Here is a 22,490-nt window from a genome sequence, read left to right on the forward strand (position 1 = left end):
AGATCAAGGATGAATACAAGGGCGATTTCAATGAGATAAAGAATAATCTCAATACATGTATTGATGCCGTGAACGCTCTTGTTGCAGATGCCAACATGCTTGCCAAGGCAGCTGTTGAAGGTAAACTTGATACACGTGCTGATGCATCCAGGCACCAGGGCGACTTTATGAAAATAGTACAGGGTGTAAATGAAACGCTTGATGCTGTTATCGAACCGATTAATGATGCTTCAAGAGTAGTGACCGCAATATCTGAAGGTGACCTGACAAAGCCAATTGAAGTTTCATGCCAGGGCGATCTCAAAGCATTTGTCGATAATATTGAGCTGATGCGGCATGATTTAAACAGTATCATAGGCAAAATCAATAGCTCTGCCAACAGTGTAGCAATCTCATCACAGGAAATGTCAGAAGCGACCAAAGAAATGAGTTCCAAGGCAGAACAGATCATGTGCGGAGCAAAAGAGATGGGCTCATCTTCGGAACAGGTTGCAAAAACCACACAGGAAATAGCCCATGGCAGTGAGCTGCAATCAGAAAAGATTAAAGGCATAACAAATGCAATGACTGATATGACAGCCAGTGTGGAAGCAGTAACTTCCAATTGCCAGCAGGCAGCAACTGACACAAAAGACCTGACTGATTCTGCTGAAAAAGTGGGCGAATCTACCAGCCAGCTCGTATCAAAAATGAGTGATATAAAAGGAGCTGTCGACGAATCCGTGAATGTTATAAAAAATCTTGACCAGAAGTCAAACAAGATCGGTGAGATAGTAGGTTTGATTACCAATATCGCCGACCAGACAAATCTTCTTGCATTGAATGCTGCCATAGAAGCTGCACGTGCAGGAGAACATGGTCGTGGATTTGCAGTGGTTGCTGATGAGGTCAGGAAACTCGCAGAAGAATCCCGAAAGGCAGCAGGCGAAATATCAACCCTCATTCATGAAGTCCAGGAGGGTACGGCAAAAACAGTGGCATCGATGGATATTGGCGCTAAACAGGTAGCTGACGGCTCTGCAGCATTGAATAAGACTGCCTCAGAGATCAAGGGTATCGTGGATAAGATTACCAATATCTCGGCGAAGGTACAGGAAATAGCATCGTCTGCCGAGGCGCAATCCGTAGGTGTGGAAGAGGTCACAAGTTCCGTAGATGATATTTCAAAAACTGTAGTTGAATCGGCGGCTTCTACCGAAGAAGCATCTGCTGCAACAGAGCAGCAACTGGCAGCAGTTGAACAACAGATAAAGGCAATCGAATTGCAGGTTGAAGCGACCGGCGAGATGTCCAATAGCGCCGAGCAGTTATCTGTGTTGGGCGAAGAATTGAAGCAGATCGTAGGCCGATTCGTGCTGGATAATACAATTGCACAAGACCCTGAAGGAGCTGGAGCTGGATCAATAGTCAAAAAACAGGCAAAGACACCTGATAAACGTGAATTAAAACCGAATTTGAAATCTGCGCCTGTGAAAGCAGAAAAAATAGCGGCTTCTTCAGTAAAAGAAACACCTGTACTTAAACAGAAAATACCTGAAAAGAAAGAACAGAGTTTTTCTGTTAAACCCGGTCATGCTGGTGAATCCGGTAAGAAGATAGCGCCTCTTTCTGGCAAGATTGCGCCAGAATAGGAGGAAAACATGGCAGAACTATCACAAGAAAATGTACAAAAAAAATCAGACGGCGAGCTCCAGCTCGTCGTCTTTAATACCGGCAAAGAAGATTTCGGTATCGAGATAATGAATGTGCAGGAAATAATCCGCATGACCAATATCACAAAGATTCCGCAATCCCCAAGCTATATAAGGGGTATAATCAACCTTCGCGGCAAGATCATTGTAGTAATAAATCTAAATGTGGTAATGGGAATGGAAAGCAGTGAACATGATGAGAATACCCGGATCATTGTTACAAGCATCAATGATACAGTGGTAGGATTCGTAGTAGACTCGGTGAGCGAAGTGCTTCGGCTTCCTTCATCAAGCGTGGAAGCTGCACCGGAACTTGTCTCTACAAAGATTGATTCCAGTTATCTAAAAGGCGTAGGTAAACTCGACAACAGATTACTTCTCCTGCTGGATATGGGACGGGTATTGAGCAAAGATGAAATGGCACAGATCCCTGCAATCCAGGAAATGTATAATACATAGTTGATATGGCTTTTACATTTTTTTTCAGGGACTTACAGACAATAGAAATGATCCGCGACCATGTGGTTCCAGCTTTAAGAACACGCAAGTATATCAATATATGGGATGCAGGATGTGCAATGGGGCCTGAACCATATACCCTGGCTATTATTCTGAGGGAAAATATGGGCGATATGATTTTTAGAAATGTTAAAATCCATGCGACAGACATCGATGGAAGCAACTTGTTTGGAAAGATCATCATTGAAGGGATATATCCTATGGAAACAGTCGAGCGAATCCCAAAAGGCATTTTCGACAAATATTTTGAACCTGCTGGTAAATCCGGCCATTTCAGGGTCATCGAAGCGATCCGAAAGTGTATCTCATTCCAGAAGCACGATCTGCTTAGCCTTGAGCCTATTCGAAAGGATATGGGGCTGATAGTATGTAAAAATGTACTTCTCCATTTCAAGGAAGAGGAAAGAATCAACGTAATAAAGATGTTTCACGGTGCGTTGCAGGAAGGGGGATTTTTTGTCACTGAGCAGACACAGAAAATACCCAATGAACTTGAGGATTTGTTCGAACCCGTGGTATCAAATGCACAGATATTCAGAAAAATCCAATGAAGATCCAGAATCTTTCCAGCAGCAGTAAGATGTATACTTCTAACGTGTATCTTATTTCAGGAACCTTGAATGCCCTTAGTGATGTTAATACACTGATAGATGTCGGAAGGGACCTGGCTATAATTCCAATCATAAATAATGCTTCAACTGGTATGGGTAAGAAGCGAGTAGACCAGGTAATCCTTACTCATAGCCATTATGATCACGCAAGCCTTTTGCCGCAGATACGTGAAATTTTTAATCCGAAAGTGTACGCTTTTTCACCCTTTTTAAGAGGTGTGGACCATCTATTGAAGGATGGAGAGATGTTAAGACTTGGTGACCGGATGTTCGAGATTATTTATTCGCCTGGACACAGCAACGATTCAATATGCCTTTACTGTGAAGAAGACAAAGTCCTGTTTGTGGGTGATATGAATATCCAGATCTTATCGACCGATGGCACTTATGAGGAAGGGTTTGTAAAGGCCCTGGAAAAGATCAGCCGAATGGATGTGAAGAGGATTTATTTCGGGCATGGGGATCCTATATTTAATAGATGCAATGAAATTATACGGACTTCATTGGAAAATGTCAGGAAAGGAGGATAAAATGAAAGAGCCAGACACTTGGAGTTTATTTTCATCGCTTTTAGTGCCTATGCCAGATCAACTATCAACAAGTTTAAGGGTGCGAGAGGAGACATTGTATGAGATTGATGAGCATTCCAATGCTGGCGCAAGGCCAGTTACCAGGAATGGATACCAGAGCGAAATAAACAACTGAATTTATGATCATATTGGAGAAAATGATGTCTCAAACAAAAGTAATGGTTGTCGAAGATGAAAGAATAATTGCAGAAGATATTCGAAGAAGCCTTCTAAATTTAGGATATGAGGTATCTTCGATAGTATCTTCTGGAAACAAGGCTATTGAAGATGCAGAAAAATACCACCCGGATATCATATTGATGGATATCGTTCTGAAAGGTGAGATGGACGGGATAGAAGCTGCCGGGCATATACATCGTCGTATAAATATCCCGGTTATTTATCTTACGGCTTATACTGATGAACAAATAATGGAAAGAGCAAAAATAACAGAGCCTTTCGGCTATATTATCAAACCCTTTAACGAAAGGGAATTGCATATCAATATCGAGATAGCCCTCTATAAGTATAAAATGGAAAAAAAGTTAATGGAGAGTGAAAGACTGCTTTCTGCTACAATAAAAAGTCTTGGCGAAGCCGTAATAGCCACCGACACAGAGGGTAATATTACGATCATGAATCCTTCTGCAGAGTGCCTGACCTGCTGGAAGCAGGAAGATTCTATGGGGAAGCCTCTTATGACCGTCTTCAATATTATCTGCGAAGATACCGGCCGCCAGGTAGAAAATCCTGTATCACAGATAATAAGAGAAGGTATTTTTTACGGATTTGATGTAAACACAGTTTTAAAAACAAAAGAAGGCTCAGTATTGCCTGTTGATATTATAGGTACGCCTATAAAAGATAACAATAATAACATAGTTGGCATCGTGATCGTTTTTGACGATATTACACAGCGCAGGCAAATGGCACAGATGCTCCGTGAAAATTCCGGCCATTAGGAATCGTACAATGAAGATCCAGAACCTTTCCGGCGGCAGCACGATATACACCTCCAACGTATATCTTATTACAGGTACATGGAATGCCTTTAATGATGTTAATACATTGATAGATGTCGGAAGGGATCCAGCCATAATAGAAATAATAAATAACGCTTCGACCGGTGTAGGTAAAAAGCGAATTGACCAGGTAATCCTTACCCACAGTCATTATGATCATGCAAACCTTTTACCACGGATTCGTGATATTTTTAATCCGCAGGTGTTCGCTTTCTCACCTTCATTAGAAGGTGTGGATCATTTGTTAAAGGATGGAGAAGTATTAAAAATGGGTGACCGGATTTTTGAGATAATCTATGCACCCGGACATAGCAACGATTCGATATGCATTTACTGTGAAGAAGAACAGATTCTTTTTGTTGGTGATACGAATATTCATATACAATGCACCGATGGCTCTTATGAAAAAAGATTTGTAATGGCACTGGAAAAACTCAGGCGAATGAATGTAAAGAGAATCTATTCAGGGCATGGGAACCCGATATTGAATAATTGTAATGAAATTATACGGACTTCACTGGAAAATGTCAGGAAAGGCAAGATCAACAGGACTTACCTTGAATAGAAGTTTTTGTTTCAGAATTTGAAAGATGACAAACTTTATTAAACCTCATATTCATTATTCTAATATGTAATGCCTGTGAATATATTGTGCAATCGTCTACACAATACTTACCATATAATCGTATATTGATTTATCCACTCAATAATAAAAAGGCCGGTATATCACAGGCATTATATTAAATGCCAATACGAACAGGTTGTTGCGAGTCAAATGGTCAGCAACAAACATGAAAACAGAAATGAACTGAATAAAGAACTGCAATTGCATGATAGTTTTTCTCACTATTGCTGTAAAAATCACCTTGTTATGATCCGGAGGTCCAGTGCACGTGGATGAAAAACAAAAACTAAAATTAAAATCACTATCACATATTGCTTCTATTGATAACACTCTTGAATTTGACAAAATCCTTCCGGATATCCTGAAAATCACCTGCGAAACAATGAGGGCGCACTCGGGTACCATTCTGCTTGTTGATGAAGCTACCGATGAACTAAGGATGGTTGCCGGATACGGATTGGGGCAGGATTATCCCGAAAGGGTACATAAAGCAGAGAAAAAAGCAGGCACATCGCTAAAACATAGCCCTTTCGGCATTGTGTTAAAGACCGGGAAATCCTACATAGTTCCAAATGTATTGGAGGAGCCAAAAGGTAAGCCCTTGTTACATCCGGGAAAAGTGCCTGGATTTTCATCAATCTTTACCCCCATGATAAAGGGGTTAAAAGTCATAGGATTATTAAATATTTACATGGCACAGGTGCATCAGTTTACAGAAGAGGAAATTGATTTTACGACTATTGCTGCATCCCAGGCGGCATCCGTGGTTCACAATGCCAGAATCAGCAAGAGGCTGGAAAATAAAATTAACGAGCTTGAGGAATCCAGGCAAAAACTGAGCCAGCAAGCTTGCCTATCGGTTTTAGGGTCGGAAGTTAGCTTTGCGCTTAACCATGGCGGCACCCTGCAGGAAACCTTGAACCTATGCGCCGAGTCTATGGTCAGAAATCTTGACGCGGCTTTAGCACGGATCTGGACGCTTAATAAAGGAAAGAACATGCTGGAGATGCAGGCAAGCGCAGGGATGTATACCCATACAGATGGATTTCACAGCCGCATACCTGTCGGCAAGTTCAAAATAGGTCTCATTGCCAGAGAGCGCATACCGCATTTGACCAATGAGATTAGCAGCGATCCCCGCATTCACGACAAGGAGTGGGCAAAGGGTGAGGGCATCGCAGCTTTTGCCGGGTATCCTCTGATCATCGAGGAAGAGCTTGTAGGGGTAATGGGGATATTCGCCCGCAAGCCATTAACGGATTTTACAGTCTCTGCCCTGGCATCCGTGGCTGATAATATTGCCCTTTGTATTACGCGCAAGCAAGCAGAAGAAGAAGCATGCGCAACCTTAGTTCGGCTTAGGGAGGAGAAAGCCAAGACAGAAGCAATCATCGCTGCTATAGGAGATGGGGTTAGCACACAGGATACCGATTTTAAGATATTATATCAAAATAAAATTGTTAAAGATTGGATGGGGGACCATGCAGGTGAATATTGTTATAGGGTATATGAGCAAAAGGACCACATCTGCAAAGGGTGTCCTGTTGCTATTTCATTCCAGGATGGCAAAGTCCACAGGGCACAAAGAAGTGTACCCGGGAAAAACGGAACATCTTACTTCGATATTACAGCTTCGCCATTAAGGGATTCAACAGGAAAAATCACAGCAGGTATCGAGATCGTAAGGGATATCACAGAGAGCAAAATATCAGAAGAGGCTTTGAAACAATCCGAAGAAAAATACCGGATTTTAATTGAAAACAGCCAGGATGGCATCTTTATTATACAGGATGCAAAGATCGAATTTGCAAACGAGACATTTGCCAGAATGGCAGGCTGCGCAGTTGACCAAATTATCGGAAAGGATTTTCAGGAGTTTATTTCTCCGGAAGACTTTAAGATGGTTGCGGACCGCTATAAAAAAAGGCAGGCAGGAGAAGATGTTCCTAGCGAGTATGAATTCTATGTTCTTGATAATAGAAAAAACAGAATACTTGTCAGGATGAACGTCGGGCTCATAACATATCGCGGCAGGATAGCAAGCATGGGGACGATAAAGGATATCACCCGGAGCAAACAGGCAGAATTGGAATACAAAACTTTACTCAAGACCGCTCTGGATGGTTTTTATGTTGTTGATACACGGGGATGCATTCTGGATGTCAATGATTCTTATTGCCATATGATAGGTTATAGCCGGGATGAATTGCTAAATATGAACATAAAGGATGTCGATGCCATAGACACAGAAGAAGTGATAGGTGAACGTGTTTCACGAATAATGAAGATTGGCTGGGACCGTTTCGAAACGCGCCACAGACGCAAAGATGGCAGAATTATTGAAATTGAAGCCAGTGTCAATTATATAAATGCTGGAATTGGAAAGCTCTTTGTATTTATGCGCGACATTACCGAACGCAAAGAAGCAGGGGAGAAAATTGAAGAATCTCTCAAAGAAAAAGAGATACTTTTACGCGAGATACATCACAGGGTCAAAAACAATATGCAGATCATTTCCAGCCTTTTGAAACTCCAGGCTGGCACCATTAAAGATGAAAAATATCTTGATATATTCAAAGAAAGCCAGAACAGAATATTGGCCATGTCTCTTGTCCATGAAACACTCTATAGATCCGAAGGCTTCTCAAGAATAAATGCCAGGGATTACATAACGAGCATTAGTAATGGCATAGTCCAGTCTTATAGAGATAGGGGGAACAACATTTCAATGAATTTGAACATAGAGGATATAGCACTTGGAATAGATTCATCAATTCCTTGCGGGCTGATAATCAACGAGCTTATTACAAATTCTTTAAAACATGCATTTCCGGATAGAAGAAATGGCGAAATAAAAATCGTTCTTACTAATATAAATGGACATGAATATGAATATGAATTGATAGTTAGTGATAATGGTATTGGTCTTCCCGAAGATATCGATTTCAGGAAAACCGAAACATTGGGATTACATTTAGTTTCAATGCTGGCAGAAGACCAGTTATCAGGGACGATAGATCTTTACCAGAATAATGGAACAGAATTTAAAATCAGATTTAAAGATGGAAAATAATGCCGCAAACACAGGTAATGATTGTTGAAGACGAAAGGATTGTTGCTGAGGATATCCGAAGAAGCCTGCAAAAATTAGGATATGGGGTTTCATCCATAGTATCTTCAGGCGAGAAGGCAATTGATGAAGTAAAAGAAAATCCTCCTGACCTTGTACTGATGGATATCGTGCTGAAAGGAAAGATGGACGGGATAGAAGCAGCTGGATATATTCGATCACATTTTAATATCCCTGTTGTATATCTTACCGCTTATTTGGATGATATTGTACTGGAACGTGCAAAAATAACAGAACCCTTCGGATATATCATTAAACCCTTTAATGAAAGGGAATTGCACATTAATATCGAGATTGCTCTTTACAGACACAAAATAGAAAAGGAATTAAAAGAGAGCAGGAAATGGTTTTCTACAACGCTAAAAAACATCGGGGATGCAGTTATCGCCACAGACCCGAAAGACCATATAATTTTCATGAATCCTGCTGCCCGGTCGTTGACAGGCTGGAATATCGGGGACAAGCCGGACAAGTCGGGAAAGCCCCTGAAAGGTGAAATAGAATTGATCTGCAGGGACGGGACAAAAAGACTTATTGAGGAATGTCGCGCCCCTAATATGGATGAAAAGGGAAATATCATTGGCTCAGTGATTATTTTTCGCGATATTACAGAGCGAAGGAAGATAGAAGAAATACATCTTGAAAATAAACTCCTGATGTATGCAAATAAACTAAAGAGCGAATTCCTGGCAATCATGAGCCATGATATCCGAACTCCTTTGACTTCTATTCTTGGATTTTCGCAGCTTCTTAAGCAAAAGAAAACAGGAGAATTAAATGCAAAACAAGAACATTATGTCGATAATATCCTTTCAAGTGGTAAATTCCTGTTAGACCTGATCAATGATATTCTTGATCTTAGTAAGATAGAAGCTGAAAAGATGGAATTGGATATCGATCAAATGTGCCTGGAAAAATCCATAACTGAGATATTTGGTATCTTGAGGGAACAGGCGGAAAAACATAATATAACCATGATTAACAATATCGAACCCGGACTGGATTTTATCCGGGCTGATGAGCGAAGATTCAAGCAGGTGCTTTTCAATCTGCTCAGTAATGCTTTGAAATTCAGTAAAGAAGATGGGGGAGTTATAAAACTTTCCGCAAGGAAAGAAGGAAATATGGTCAGGTTCTCTGTATCGGATACAGGGATAGGCATAAAGGAAGAAGAACTTGGAAAATTGTTCGATAAATTTAAACATCTGAATTCCGGATATGTAAGAAATAACAAGGGAACCGGACTTGGGTTAGTGATCTCAAAGAAACTCGTGGAATTGCACGGCGGTGAAATCACAGTGGAAAGCAAATATGGGCAGGGAAGTATATTCACATTTACTATTCCGATAAATGAAATTCTTTATTAGTTAGTAATCCTATCTTACATGAACATTTGTGATACGAAGGTGATATTATTCAGGAGTACTCGTTTAAAAGAGGGTTTTCCCCGGATATCGGGCGAATAAAAAGCGCGCTTGAGAAAAATTTTGCGGCCGAAATAAAAGAGGATAATGGGAAATTAACCATTACTTATGGTGCTTTCAGTCGTTTAACCCTCTATGTCGAAAATAAAAAACTGATCGTGGATTCAGAATCCAATAAAATAGTAAAAGATGAAGAGATTCTTGACACCAACAAGCGTTTCAGGATTTTTCTTGAAGAGGCAACAGGCTACACGGCCAAAGAACGCCTCAAAATGGCAAAGAAAGCAGTTCAAGGAGTTTGAATTTGCAGGATGTCCTCAGGAGACCTGATATTCCTGCCTGCCTCAGGATATGCGCAGGCACGGATGGCTCGGTCACGCAGCTTCTTGAGGTGCTTACCGGAAAAAGCGTAAAAGTTGAAACGATTTCCCAGGGTGTCATAAAGGCAACAAGGGAAATTGCCAGGCTTCTTGATATTGAAACAGGGGAAGATGTCAATGATCGTCTTGTTACATTGAAGGTCGATGACATTGTTTATGTGCTTGCAAAATCCCTGGCGCCTATTAACAGGATGCCAGAGGCTGTAAGGGCCGATCTGATGCGGGCTGATATTCCCATAGGCAAGATATTGCGTGAGCATAAACTTGAGACAAGGCGCGATATTCTTAAAATGGAAATAGTGCACAGGAATTTTTTCGGGGAGCTCCCTGTTCTTTCAAGAGAATATAAGATAATCTATGAAAATGCTGTGCTGATGTGGATAAATGAATGTTTTCCGGTGGATGAACGATGGAAAATGTGAAATGTTTGATTTTCATTAACCCGATGCAAAACAATGGTAAGGCTTATTACATTAAATTAAGATTGCAGGAGGTATTATGATCACTAAAAAAGACCTTGAGCATATCGGGTGGCTTTCGCGCCTTGAATTAAGCGAAGAAGACAGGGAAAAATACACACCAAAGCTCAATTCTGTCCTTGATTATTTCGGGGAGCTTGATAAAGCTGATACCGGGGGTGTGGAACCTTCATATCATGTAATGCCTATGAGCAATGTTTTCAGGGAAGATGTTCCCATAGCATCGTTGTCGCAGGAAGAAGCGCTTTCCAATGCCCCGAAGAACCAGGATGGGTTCATCAAGGCCCCAAGGATGATGTAAATGGCATCGATCAATGAACTTATAGAAAGGATTCATGCCGATTCCTCCGAAGAAATCGTTACCGAATACCTGGAGAAGATCGAAAAGAGCAAATTGAATGCTTTTATAACAGTAGCAAAAGAAAGCGCACTTTTGCGTGCAAAGGAGATCGATTCACAGGGGCATGACGGGCCGCTTGCCGGGATACCAATAGCAATAAAGGACAATATTTCGACAAAAGGTATTGCGACAACATGCGCCTCAAAGATATTGACAGGTTATATTCCCCCTTATGATGCCCATGTTATTGAAAAATTAAAGGAAGCGGGTGCGATCATCATCGGGAAGGCGAACATGGATGAATTCGCAATGGGCTCATCCACAGAGACAAGTTTCTATGGACCGACACTTAATCCATGGGATACGACAAGAGTCCCTGGCGGCTCATCGGGCGGAAGCGCAGCAGCAGTGGCAGGAGGCGAAGCGCCGTTGTCACTTGGTTCTGATACTGGCGGCTCAGTCCGCTGCCCTGCATCGTTTTGCGGCGTTGTGGGATTAAAACCAACTTACGGAGTTATATCCCGTTACGGGCTTATTTCATATGCCAATTCGCTTGAGCAGATAGGACCATTTGCAACAAGCGTTCGTGATGTTGCGACTCTTTTTGATGTAATTTCAGGCCACGATCCCCGTGATTCAACATCTGTTGACAGGGAAACAAATTATTCCTCTGCGCTTATTAACGATGTGAAGGGATTGAAAATCGGGGTTCCTGAAGAATATTTTGCAGAAGGGACTGACAAGAATGTTGAAAAGTCAGTAAGGGATGCCATCAATACGCTTGAAGAACTTGGGGCGACAAGTGTTGAGGTAAAGATGCCGCATACAAAATATGCACTTTCTGCTTACTATGTAATTGCAATGAGCGAAGCATCATCCAACCTTGCCAGGTTTGACGGGATGAGATATGGCCTTCGAACAGAGGATTCTGACTGGCATACGACATTCTCACAGGTAAGGGCAGCAGGCTTTGGCGATGAGGTCAAACGGCGCATCCTCCTGGGGACATACGCCCTTTCGGCAGGATATCATGATAAATATTACTTAAAAGCCCTGAAGATCAGGACTCTTATAAAACAGGATTTTGAGCGCGCATTCAGGGATGCGGATGTTCTTATTGCACCGACGATGCCATATCCGGCATTCAAGCTCGGTGAAAAGATCGATGACCCGATATCGCTTTATCTTGCTGATGTTGATACTGTTCCAATCAACCTTGCAGGTGTTCCTTCCATATCATTGCCATGCGGTTTTTCAGGAGGTCTCCCTATCGGGATGCAGGTGATAGGGAAACATTTTGATGAAGCCGCGATTTTGCGCACAGCTTTTGCATTTGAAGAGAATACGGATTTCCACACAAGGCAGCCGGAGGGATCGTAATGTACGAAAATCCTGATGGCGTAATGATAGGGCTTGAGGTTCACGTGCAATTGAACAAGCTAAAAACAAAGGTGTTCTGCGGATGCAGCACAGATTACCATAACGATCCGCCTAACTCGCATGTGTGTCCCGTGTGCCTGGGACTTCCGGGATCGCTGCCTGTGATCAACAGGAAAGCAGTTGAAGCAGCCATAAAAATCGGGCTTGCCCTTAACTGCAAGGTGGAAGAGCATACACAGTTTTACAGGAAGAACTACTATTATCCTGATCTTCCCAAAGGCTTCCAGATAACGCAGTATGATTTTCCCATTTCAAGCGGCGGCTACATAATGATTGAAGGTGAAGATGGAGAACACAGGGTGGGAATAACGCGGGCTCACATGGAAGAAGACCCAGGCAGGCTTGTGCATGAAGGAACGATCGACAAATCAAAATATACGCTTATCGATTACAACCGTTCAGGGATGGCCCTGATCGAGATTGTAAGCGATCCTGATATGCGAAGCCCGAAAGAGGCGCGCAGATATCTTGACAAGCTGAGGAATATCCTTGAATATCTTGATATTTTCGACGGGGATCTTGAAGGCGCACTCAGGGTTGACGCCAACATTTCCATCATGGGCGGCCAGCGCGCCGAGATAAAGAACATCTCATCGCACAAAGGCGCAGAACGCGCGCTTTTGTTTGAGATCGTGCGCCAGAAGAACGTGCTCAGGAGGGGCGGCGTGGTAGTCCAGGAAACCCGCCATTTTGACGAGGCGCGCGAGATCACGCTTTCCATGCGCTCCAAAGAAGAAGCGCATGATTACCGATATTTCCCGGAACCTGACCTTGTGCCGCTCAAGATATCAGGCTGGGCGCCTGCGATAAAGGAAATGCTGCCAGAGCTGCCTGATGCAAGAAGGATGAGATTCGTGGAGCAATACGGTATCATGGATGACCATGCCAAGGCGCTCACATCTGAGCGCAAAGTTGCGATATTCTACGAAGAGGTCGCAAAAATCGCCGATCCGAAAATATCAGCAGTCTGGATATGCGATGTTCTCAAAGGTGAACTGAATTACCGCGACCTGACTATCGAGGCTTTCAGGAAAGAGGATATGCTTTCTGTTATAGAGCTGCTCATGAGCAAGAAAATAACAGAGGATGGAGCAGTTGATATTATCAGGACTCTCCTTGATAAAGGCGGCTCGCCCGAAGAGATCGTGAAAGAAAAAGGTCTTCTGAAAGTGGAAGGCGATATCGTTTCAACGGCGGCAGAAGAAGCCATCAAAGAGAATCCGGTCGCTGTTTCTGATTTTAAAGCAGGGAAGGAAAAGGCGCTCAACTCGCTTGTGGGATCTGTTATGAAGAAGACGAAAGGAAGGGCGGATGCGAGAGCGGCGCGGGAGATATTGCTGGGGAAGCTGGGGTAGGCAAAGCCACCCACCTCCGATGGCGTTGCTGCGCATTATCACATGCCTCAATAAGAGATTTATACAATATACCCTTTATCATCCCTGCCGACCTGATAATAAGGCTGGTTGAATTGAAACTCATCTCAAAAGATGAAGCTATGGGTGCACTAAATAAACTCAAACCCTATGTTAGCCAAAAAAATTATAATAATGCAAAAGAAAATCTGGAGGATTGAATATGGAAACAGTATCTTATCCATTAAGAATACCAAAAAACGTCATAGATCTTGCGAATCTTAAAACAAAAGAAGAACATGTAGATAAATCTACAGCATTAAGGCAGTTCCTCTATCTGGGTGCAAGAGACTACGTGATGGAACTATACCAGAAAGGCAGGATCTCGCTTGGCAGAGCAGCGGAACTTCTCGATGTGAGTACATTTGATATTCTGAGATTGGTAAAAGAGCAGGTTTATCCTGAAATAACTGTGGAGCAACTCAAAAAAAGTAAGAAGACAGCAAAAAGTTTAACAATATGAGCCAATGAAATTCCTATTATATGGCTAATATGCAAAGAGGGGGCTTGGAAACTCCTCGATATTTTTTCTCATATGCAGCGACAGAGCTTATCAGAATAGAATTATTTTGTTCAATCAGATGGTCAAGTAATCCTGCTATTACTTCTTCTCCTGTTTTAAGATTTTCTCATATACCAGCTCATATTTATCCACCATTTTTTGGAGGCTGAAGTTCTCTTCAACATGGCGGCGGCATGCTTCTCGATCGATAGAGTTAATTTTTTTAACTGCCCGGACCATCCCATTCAGGTCATCAACGATAAAACCTGTCATGCCATCCTTTATAATCTCCTTGACTGAGCCGCGGTTAAAAGCGATCACAGGTGTGCCGCATGCCATAGCCTCGATCATTACCAGGCCAAACGATTCTTCTAATTTTATCGGGAAAAGAAGGGCTGCAGCACTTTTATATAAGCGGGACATATCGGAAACGGGAAGTATTCCTTCATAACTGATTATACCACCAATTGCAGGTTTTATTTTTTTCATCCAATAACTATTTGTACTGACAGCAGGCTCACCAGCAATTTTCAGTGGCAAATTTGTTCTCTGAGCAACTTTAATTGCTACATCAATTCCTTTTTCTGGCACAAACCTTGAAGCAGATAATAGGTAATCTCCCTGCCGGGCACTAAATGGATATATTTCAAGATCGATACCATGATATACTGTATCTATAAAATTTATATTTTTAAGCGGCAAGCGCTGGGAATCACTTATTGATACATAATAGATGTTTTTATTCTCTCTATACATGGAATAAATAAAGCGTCGCCAGTTGGAAATGGGATCATGCAGGGTAAAAACGGTAGGAACTTTGCTATTGATTGCAAAGTTGATTGCCATATCAACCGGATGAATATGAATAATATCAAATTCTCCTTCCGCAGCTCTACGATAAATCTCCGAGATAAATACCTGCTCATAAAAATTTATAGTGCTATGATTTTTAAAATCTATTGAATCACCTATTTGTGGATGATTAAACAGTGGCGGTAGATTTAAATCAACGACCGTTGCTTTTGATTTTGTGCCCTTAGCTCCAAAGAGTGTCACAGAATGACCACGTTTTGCCATCTCAGATGCCAGGGCGGCTGTCAGATGAAGCGGGGCATAAATTATGTTTTCTTTGTTTGCCGGGGGCGTAGGCAGCAAACCACTGCAAAACATGGCAATGCGCATAACTTCTTATTTGGATAACTTTGATATATAGTCTTATCCGTGTTGCATAAATATGTGAAGTTACATACATAAGACTAGGGAGTTTAGTTTAAGAAATAATAAAAGAATTTAAGAGTTTAGTGGGGAAAAGACAGAAATGAGAATTGCAATAGTTGCTCCTTCAGTCTGGTACAGGATAGCTCCCCCGCATGAATCAAAATATGGCGGGGCAGAAAAAATTGTTTATTGGTTATGCGAGAAGTTAGTGGAATGGGGTCATGATGTAACCTTATTTGCCACAGGAGATTCGAAAACTTCGGCAAAACTGGTACCAACATATCCCTGTTCTGTTCTTGGACAGGATAATAATAATAACAATAATAAAAACAATGGACAAAATGGTAAAAATAGCATTTCCTGGGATGATATAACTGATAATCTGCTAAGCTTACGGAAAGCGTTAGAAGTTGAAGAGAAATTTGAAGTTATACATTCTCATGTATATTGTGATCCGCTTGTAACTTCTTCATTAAATGGATCGGGAGTCCATGTACTGAGCACAATACACAATAGTATGAGCGCTAAAGACATGGGTTGGGGAAATATTATGCTATATAAATATGCAAAAAACAGAAAACATCATCGTTTTGTTGCTATTAGCAAATCACAGACAATACACGATGATGCAGGATTGCCTTACAAAGATATCGTACATAACGGGATTGATCTTTCCAGCTATAAAACCAAAAAACGATTGAAGAGAAAAAATGACACGCTCCTGTGTCTTTCCAGGATTGACCCGCATAAAGGTATAGAATATGCTATCGATGCAGCGGAAAAATCAGGCATGAAACTTATTATAGCCGGAAGAAAACATCCTGGTAAGGAAGAAGAATTCTTCAAGGACCGCATAGAACCGCGCTTACAAAAAGGTGTAGTGGAATACGCTGGTGAGGTAAGCGATAAAGAAAAAGTCAAGCTGCTCAATGTAACTGCAGGAGTAATTTTTCCATCATTATGGAGAGAACCTTTTGGTCTGGTACCTATTGAAGCCGGGGCCTGTAGTTCGCCTCTGGTCGCATTTGAATGCGGGGCAATTCCTGAAATAGTTATAAATGGCAAAACCGGTTTTTCTGTTCAGCCGCGTAATAAAGATGGAAAGCTAAACATAAAAGAATTGGTACAAGCAATAAAGAGAATAGATGAAATAGAACCAAAAGACTGTCTTGATCATATTAAAAATAAGTTCACAGCAGACAGAATGGTCGAAAAATATTTAAATATATATAAAGAATTAGAAAACCGGAAAATTTCCCTATAGAGTTTTGTTAGTCTCCTCGGTTACCTCCTTTCGCGAGATGCTCCTTAAGCGCTTTTTAAATGCGGATTTGAACATAGCATTTTTAATTACCCGCCTTCTATTGAAACTGCTGAGTGAACTTTTAAAATTATTTATAGCTCTTACATTCCCGATTGTGCCCCTCAAAACAGAAAATGGAAATTGCACCGTGCTTCGTAAACCGCTTGCAGTGGAAAATGACCTCATATCTCTTCTTACTTCAGAAATAATTTCATCTATCACGATCTTCTCCTCAACTTCTCCGACTTCTTTTACCAGTGCCAGTCTGTGTATGGAATAAAAACCGATCAGGAATGCAAAAAGAAAAAAGAAATCCAACGATTGAAAATACAGCGCATTAAAAGCACGAGTACTTACCGGACTTCTCCAGCCAATTTGCGCCCAGAGTTCGCTGAGTTCGAAAAAATCTGCAAATAATCCACCAAGCACCGGTGCAATACCTGCTGCTAACGAATTAACAAAACTGTTTGCTGCTAAATATGACGTAGCCTGTCCTTGTGGTGCTAATTTGAGCCCGATATTTCCGGATGAAAGAGTTATTCCTGCTGAGGAAATACCCATCAGGATATGGATGGCCACCAATAGTGGCATGGTAAATATATGCTTATCAGGTCTTGCTGTAAAAGTCCATGCAAGAATGCATACTATGAATAAAGGACCATTTATGCTGAGTATAGATTTATTACTGAATCTGTCGGAATATTTTCCCCACAAACGTAAGAATGCAATACTGGTGACCTGGTTCAATACCATAAGAATTATAATAGTTGACATATCAAGATTTAATCTTTTAAGCATGTAAACTGTGAAAAAAGGAGCTGCCAGGTTTACGGCAAAATTCCACGATCCAAGGAAAATAATCAGGTTTTTAAAATTGGTATCCTTGAAAGGTTGAAAAAGCAGTCTGGAAAAATTGATTTTTTCTTTGATGATTATCATACGAGGCTCAGGTATCTTTGAAAGAAAATACAGTCCTGACATACCTGCCAGGAATCCGACAAAAAAAACATATGAATATGCATATAACTCATTATCAGGATATAGGCGCTTCCAGTAATCTATAAAAATTCCAGCAGCAAGACTGAATAAAATTCCCACTATACTTGCATATATCATTCGTTTACCGAAAAAAGATCCCATTTTATTCATGGGAACAAGATCGCGCATCCATGAATTCCAGCTACAGGCTCCGACGGCAGATAATGCCGCATTTATTATTAAAGCAATGATGAGCAGGGTCAGGGGGTTCTTGATAAAAACTAAGAAAGGGATCAGAGCTATCAGCAGCCAGAATGACCTGCTTAGTGCCGTACTCAGGATACATATTTCTTTTCTGATCCTGTATTTTTCCACAATATATATCGCAGGTAATTGGATCAGCTGTCCAAGAGGCGGGATGGCTGCGAGAATACCGATAGTCAGGTTTGAAGCACCAAGTTTTAATGCAAAAGCAACAAGGAACACTCCTCCCGTCAGCGTCGCTATTGCCTGTGTTGTGAGGCCGTCCATTATCACATTCTTAAGACCGGATTTCAATTCATCTTCTGTTAACGAATCTTTAGCTGGGAATTTCATTATAAATCTCTTTATTAATGATATCCGATATCACGTTAACTTCAACCATTTGCCTGAGAAGTTCTATAACTTCCACATAATTATGAAGATTAAACCTTGCATATGATTGAGTAATCCCGACCCTGATTGAATAAGCAGTGTCAGGAAGGATTCTGAATAGATCCTCATCTGTGAAATCATCGCCAATCGCAAGTATGAAATCGTATTCATTTTTCGATATCCAGTGCATTCCAGCTGTGCCCTTGTTAAAGCCTGTGTTGCGGATTTCCACAACTTTATTGCCCTGCATTATCTGAACATCAATATTTGCAGTAAGATTTACCAGAGTATCCATCAGGTCTTTTGCTTGCTGAGAACTTTGTTCAGGGTCAGCTTTGCGATAATGCCATGCAATAGAAAAACCTTTTTCTTCTATGAAAGATCCGGGGACCCTGTCCACATATAACCTGAGTAAAGGGAGTATCCTGGTTTTCCATTGATCATTCAATTGTTTAGCTATGCTCCAATCACAATTTTTTTCCTTGATCAATATCCCATGTTCAGCCACAATGTTTATATTCGGCAATTCAAACCATCGCCCAAGCGTATCTTTGTCCCGGCCGCTTAACAGAACAATTTCATTTCGCATATCTTTTAAATAACTAATAAGAATATTCAGAATGTCCTGGTTCGGTACTGCCATCTCAGGGCTTGGAGCAAAAGGAACAAGTGTTCCATCATAATCCAATAAAATAAGCCTCCTTCTGGCTTTATTGAAATCCACTTTCATTTCTTCTTTGACTTTACGATTTAATAATTTTGCATCGAATCTTTTTTGTTCTTCACCTACGGAAATCAGATCATTAAGGAAATCATGCGCCCATTTCACAACATCATAACATTTAAGCCTTTCCTGCATGATATGATTCTTCCTGATCTGCTCTTCCCGGGGCATCTCCAGCGCCTCTTTTAATGCTTCAATTATCTCTTCCGTATTATTGGGATTTATAATTATGGCTTCTCCAAGTTCTTTTGAAGCACCTGCCATTTCACTCAGTATAAGAACACCTGTCTTATCGGTTCTTGCTGCAATATATTCTTTTGAGACGAGATTCATACCATCTCTTAAGGGCGTAATCAATGCAATGTCGCTTCTTTTATAAAGGGCAATAAGAGAGCCAAATGGCAGGAACTTGTACTGGTAGGATATTGGCGTCCAGTCGATGCTGCCGAACTTTCCATTTATCCTGCCGACAAGTTCATCTATTTCTTTTTTATTCTGCTGATAGTGTTCTACTCCTATGCGTGAAGGAACAACTATTAATAGAAGTATTAATTTTTTATGCCATTGTTTATATCTCTCAAGGAAAATTTCATAGCTGCGAAGACGGTTGATAATACCTTTAGTATAATCCAACCTGTCAATCGAAAGAATTATTCTGTAGTTTGCAAGCGTCCTGTCGAATTTATCTTCTTCTTTCTGAACCTGCATATTGTTTGTATGATTATTGAATTTCGGGAAATCAATACCCATGGGATATGTATCAGCTCTTACGATCTTGTTCTTCGTGATAATCTTGCCCATATTGTGCTCATGACCCAATATGCGCAGAACACATCTTAAAAAATATTGGGTATATTCATGCGTATGGAATCCGGCCAGATCAGCTCCCACGATCCCTTCCAGTAATTCCTTCTGCCATTTTTTGGGCAACATCCTGAAAATTTCAAATGAAGGAAAAGGAATATGGAGAAAAAATCCAACCGGATTTTCAGGGGACCTTTTTTTCAGGAGTCCGGGAAGAAGCATGAGATGATAATCATGGACCCAGACGATATCATCCGGTTTTATGATTTCCATAATAGCTTCGCAGAACATTTCATTTACATGCTTGTAACATTTCCATGAATCCTCATCATATACAGTATAAAACGGAAAATAATGAAATAGCGGCCAGATGGTTTTATTGCAGAATCCATGGTAGAATTTATCCATGATTTCTTCGGAAAGAAAAATGGGATATGCATGGAAATCAGAAAGCGCTTTTAACTTTAATTGTTCTTTCTGTTTTATATCTTCAATTGTTATCCCGGGCCATCCGATCCAGATATATTTTAACTCTATAAACGAAGAGGTTTTCATTGAATCAATATACGCTGAAAGACCTGACACCATGCCGCCTACGCTTTCCTTAAATTCGAACATACCTTCTTTTTCAATAACAGTGAAAGGCAGCCGATTTGAAACTATGAGCATTCTCATTAACATTCCCCATTATAACATAATTTCCGATATTAATATACCTATCTGGTTCGATATTAGGAATCTTCATTTCAAGGTTAATTAGAAATAGCCGATTAAAATAGATAAATAGGATTTTTTTAACTGTCATAATTAGTAAAATAATTTTAATGAGCATTATAATTATAATTATTATTTAATAAATTCAATAAATTTATATAGCTAAGAGTTCAATTTGATTTAGAGGTAGGTTTAATTATGAAGAATGGCTATTTAATTAGAGTATCACTAACAACAATGTTGATGTTACTCTTTTTTGGAATTTCAGCTACTAACGTTTTGGCTGATGGAACAGAAACTTTAGGTGATCCGAGCATATCACTTTCTCCGGGTTCTGGGGTTGTGGTTGCGGGAACCGGTATGGAGACACAACCTGGAACGATTAATATAAATGTTCCCGGAACTGTAAAACAGGTATTGCTTTACTGGTCAGGTGGAGGCGATAATAAAACTATTGGTGATAATATCGTTACCGTAAATGGAACTCCAGTAACAGGGACGCTAATTGGGGGACCAGCCTTTTTTTACACATACAATATAAATTATTATTTTTCAAGCTATCGAAAGGACATAACAGGATTAAATCTTGTAAGTCAGGGACTAAATTCTCTTAAAATAGAGGATATGGACTTTGGGGGTGATGAGAACAATGGGGCCGGCATATTGGTAATCTATGATAATGGCGTAGATAACGCTGAAATCAGCCTCAAAGATGGGATTGATTTAGCGTTTATTGATTTCCCTGAACCAAGGAAAAGCACAGTTCTCCAGACTTTAAACTTTACTCCGGATACAGTCTCCCGGACTGCTAACCTGGCCATGTTTTTTGGGAGTATATCCAGTAATGGTCGACCGAATTCCATTGAAGTCGTTACCGGGGGAATAAAAACAGTTTACAGTGATTTACTTGCAAGTGTAGATGGACCGCAGTGGGATTCCCTGAACTTGCCTGTTAATATCCCCCCTGGAGAAACGAATTTGACTGTCCAGGCATTTTCACGGGACGATACTTCCGGAACAGATCTTCCTGCTTCATTGACCTGGACTGCAGCCAGTCTTTCGATACTAATGACAAATCCAGCGATCACAATTAAGAAATACACTAATGGCAGTGACGCTGATACTGCGCCAGGTCCTTACTTAACAACAGGTAACCCTGTTATATGGACGTATATTGTCACTAACATTGGTAACGTGGATCTGGACAATGTAATTGTTACTGATGACAAAGGTGTTACGGTAATATGCCCGAAGACTATACTGGCAGTTGGTGAATCAATGACATGCAATGCATCGGGTACGGCTGTAGCAGGCCAGTATGAGAACATTGGTACAGCTAACGGAACAAACGGTAGCAAAACTGTGACTGCGACCGATCCGAGCCATTACTATGGTAAAGCAAAGACATTGGTAACGAGAACACCAGGATACTGGCAGACTCACTATGTGGAGGCAGATAGAGAATGGGCAAAAGTAGTTGCTGCGGGTAATGCCCTGCAATGCGGTGCACCTGAAAACTTCATTGTAAATAATACACCCGGATTGGAAGGTGGGTTCTGGTCCAGCATATCATATGAGACAAATAAACATAAAAGAACATCAGTAGATCAAGCAAGGATGCAGCTTGCATTCCAGCTATTGGCGGCCATACTTAACAACCAGGCTTTCGGCAGCGACCCAGGCGGCACAGTTCTTAATGATGCCAGGACAAACTTCTGCGGTACCAATAGGAATGCTATGTTAGCATCCAAATCCCTGCTGGATACCTTTAACAATGGTGGAAGCAACAAGCTGTTCCCGACAGGGTACATTAATGGAAAAGCAGATCCGAAAACATCTCAATCTGTAGCAGCAAAAGTATATTGGAACCAGCCAACTTTGCCTGGAATACCTTAAATTCCATACGTTAACGAGTATGCCCATAGCATACCGTTTTTTTTTTCTTTTTTAACCTCAAAAACCTCAAAAT

Annotated in this window: 20 protein-coding genes; 17 read left to right on the plus strand and 3 right to left on the minus strand. The window is 41.0% G+C overall.

Annotation, left to right across the window (positions count from 1 at the left end; translation table 11 throughout):
- The 15 genes from CL181_RS09010 to CL181_RS09075 all read left to right on the plus strand — a co-directional run.
- A partial coding sequence (locus CL181_RS09010) for a methyl-accepting chemotaxis protein (RefSeq protein ID WP_141398854.1) occupies positions 1 to 1,631 on the plus strand: 1,631 nt, incomplete at its 5' end.
- A gap of 9 nt (positions 1,632 to 1,640) precedes the next feature.
- Positions 1,641 to 2,150, plus strand: coding sequence for a chemotaxis protein CheW (locus CL181_RS09015; RefSeq protein WP_097298981.1), 510 nt, complete (start codon positions 1,641 to 1,643; stop codon positions 2,148 to 2,150).
- A 5-nt stretch (positions 2,151 to 2,155) separates the two neighbouring features.
- Positions 2,156 to 2,761 carry a protein-glutamate O-methyltransferase CheR gene (locus CL181_RS09020; protein WP_097298982.1) on the plus strand — a complete coding sequence of 202 codons (606 nt, stop codon included), beginning with the start codon at positions 2,156 to 2,158 and terminating at the stop codon, positions 2,759 to 2,761.
- Positions 2,758 to 3,351 (plus strand): MBL fold metallo-hydrolase, encoded by a 594-nt coding sequence (locus tag CL181_RS09025; RefSeq protein ID WP_097298983.1) that lies wholly within the window; start codon positions 2,758 to 2,760, stop codon positions 3,349 to 3,351. Before CL181_RS09020 ends, CL181_RS09025 begins: the two co-directional genes overlap by 4 nt.
- A gap of 1 nt (position 3,352) precedes the next feature.
- Positions 3,353 to 3,526: a hypothetical protein gene (locus CL181_RS20275; protein WP_176505131.1), complete on the plus strand. Its 174-nt coding sequence runs from the start codon at positions 3,353 to 3,355 to the stop codon at positions 3,524 to 3,526.
- Between the two features lie 22 nt (positions 3,527 to 3,548).
- Entirely contained in the window at positions 3,549 to 4,352 is an 804-nt protein-coding gene (locus CL181_RS09030; RefSeq protein ID WP_217993133.1) for a response regulator, read from the plus strand.
- Positions 4,353 to 4,362: 10 nt separating this feature from the next.
- Entirely contained in the window at positions 4,363 to 4,977 is a 615-nt protein-coding gene (locus CL181_RS09035) for an MBL fold metallo-hydrolase (protein WP_097298984.1), read from the plus strand.
- Positions 4,978 to 5,305: 328 nt separating this feature from the next.
- Positions 5,306 to 8,110: a PAS domain S-box protein gene (locus CL181_RS09040; RefSeq protein WP_176505132.1), complete on the plus strand. Its 2,805-nt coding sequence runs from the start codon at positions 5,306 to 5,308 to the stop codon at positions 8,108 to 8,110.
- Entirely contained in the window at positions 8,110 to 9,534 is a 1,425-nt protein-coding gene (locus CL181_RS09045) for a response regulator (RefSeq protein ID WP_097298986.1), read from the plus strand. Before CL181_RS09040 ends, CL181_RS09045 begins: the two co-directional genes overlap by 1 nt.
- A 47-nt stretch (positions 9,535 to 9,581) precedes the next feature.
- Positions 9,582 to 9,893 (plus strand): DUF5611 family protein, encoded by a 312-nt coding sequence (locus CL181_RS09050; protein ID WP_097298987.1) that lies wholly within the window; start codon positions 9,582 to 9,584, stop codon positions 9,891 to 9,893.
- Positions 9,894 to 9,895: 2 nt separating this feature from the next.
- On the plus strand, positions 9,896 to 10,393 hold the full coding sequence (locus tag CL181_RS09055) for a chorismate lyase (protein WP_320410173.1): 498 nt from the start codon (positions 9,896 to 9,898) through the stop codon (positions 10,391 to 10,393).
- 76 nt (positions 10,394 to 10,469) lie between these two features.
- Positions 10,470 to 10,751, plus strand: coding sequence for an Asp-tRNA(Asn)/Glu-tRNA(Gln) amidotransferase subunit GatC (gene gatC, locus CL181_RS09060; RefSeq protein WP_097298989.1), 282 nt, complete (start codon positions 10,470 to 10,472; stop codon positions 10,749 to 10,751).
- Positions 10,752 to 12,170 (plus strand): Asp-tRNA(Asn)/Glu-tRNA(Gln) amidotransferase subunit GatA, encoded by a 1,419-nt coding sequence (gene gatA, locus CL181_RS09065; RefSeq protein ID WP_097298990.1) that lies wholly within the window; start codon positions 10,752 to 10,754, stop codon positions 12,168 to 12,170.
- Positions 12,170 to 13,585 (plus strand): Asp-tRNA(Asn)/Glu-tRNA(Gln) amidotransferase subunit GatB, encoded by a 1,416-nt coding sequence (gene gatB / locus CL181_RS09070; protein WP_097298991.1) that lies wholly within the window; start codon positions 12,170 to 12,172, stop codon positions 13,583 to 13,585. The genes gatA and gatB overlap by 1 nt, the downstream gene beginning before the upstream one ends.
- Positions 13,586 to 13,805: 220 nt before the next feature.
- Entirely contained in the window at positions 13,806 to 14,105 is a 300-nt protein-coding gene (locus CL181_RS09075; protein WP_097298992.1) for a UPF0175 family protein, read from the plus strand.
- A 138-nt stretch (positions 14,106 to 14,243) separates the two neighbouring features.
- On the opposite strand, the gene CL181_RS09080 is transcribed toward CL181_RS09075, so the two are convergent.
- Positions 14,244 to 15,326 carry a glycosyltransferase family 4 protein gene (locus CL181_RS09080; protein ID WP_097298993.1) on the minus strand — a complete coding sequence of 361 codons (1,083 nt, stop codon included), beginning with the start codon at positions 15,324 to 15,326 and terminating at the stop codon, positions 14,244 to 14,246.
- Between the two features lie 136 nt (positions 15,327 to 15,462).
- Between CL181_RS09080 and CL181_RS09085 the strand changes: the two genes are divergently transcribed.
- The gene (locus tag CL181_RS09085; RefSeq protein ID WP_097298994.1) at positions 15,463 to 16,626 is read left to right on the plus strand and encodes a glycosyltransferase family 4 protein; all 1,164 of its coding nucleotides are present in this window, start codon (positions 15,463 to 15,465) and stop codon (positions 16,624 to 16,626) included.
- Here the strand turns inward: CL181_RS09085 and CL181_RS09090 are convergent.
- Together CL181_RS09090 and CL181_RS09095 are read right to left on the minus strand one after the other, a co-directional pair.
- Positions 16,621 to 18,240 carry an MFS transporter gene (locus tag CL181_RS09090; protein WP_097298995.1) on the minus strand — a complete coding sequence of 540 codons (1,620 nt, stop codon included), beginning with the start codon at positions 18,238 to 18,240 and terminating at the stop codon, positions 16,621 to 16,623. The genes CL181_RS09085 and CL181_RS09090 overlap by 6 nt on opposite strands.
- Positions 18,224 to 20,482 (minus strand): bifunctional alpha,alpha-trehalose-phosphate synthase (UDP-forming)/trehalose-phosphatase, encoded by a 2,259-nt coding sequence (locus tag CL181_RS09095; protein WP_097298996.1) that lies wholly within the window; start codon positions 20,480 to 20,482, stop codon positions 18,224 to 18,226. Before CL181_RS09095 ends, CL181_RS09090 begins: the two co-directional genes overlap by 17 nt.
- A 237-nt stretch (positions 20,483 to 20,719) precedes the next feature.
- Here CL181_RS09095 and CL181_RS09100 point away from each other — a divergent pair, with 237 nt between their 5' ends.
- Positions 20,720 to 22,417 (plus strand): hypothetical protein, encoded by a 1,698-nt coding sequence (locus tag CL181_RS09100; RefSeq protein ID WP_141398855.1) that lies wholly within the window; start codon positions 20,720 to 20,722, stop codon positions 22,415 to 22,417.
- The last annotated feature ends 73 nt before the right edge of the window (positions 22,418 to 22,490 follow it).

Source organism: Candidatus Methanoperedens sp. BLZ2 (assembly GCF_002487355.1).
Taxonomy (GTDB): domain Archaea; phylum Halobacteriota; class Methanosarcinia; order Methanosarcinales; family Methanoperedenaceae; genus Methanoperedens.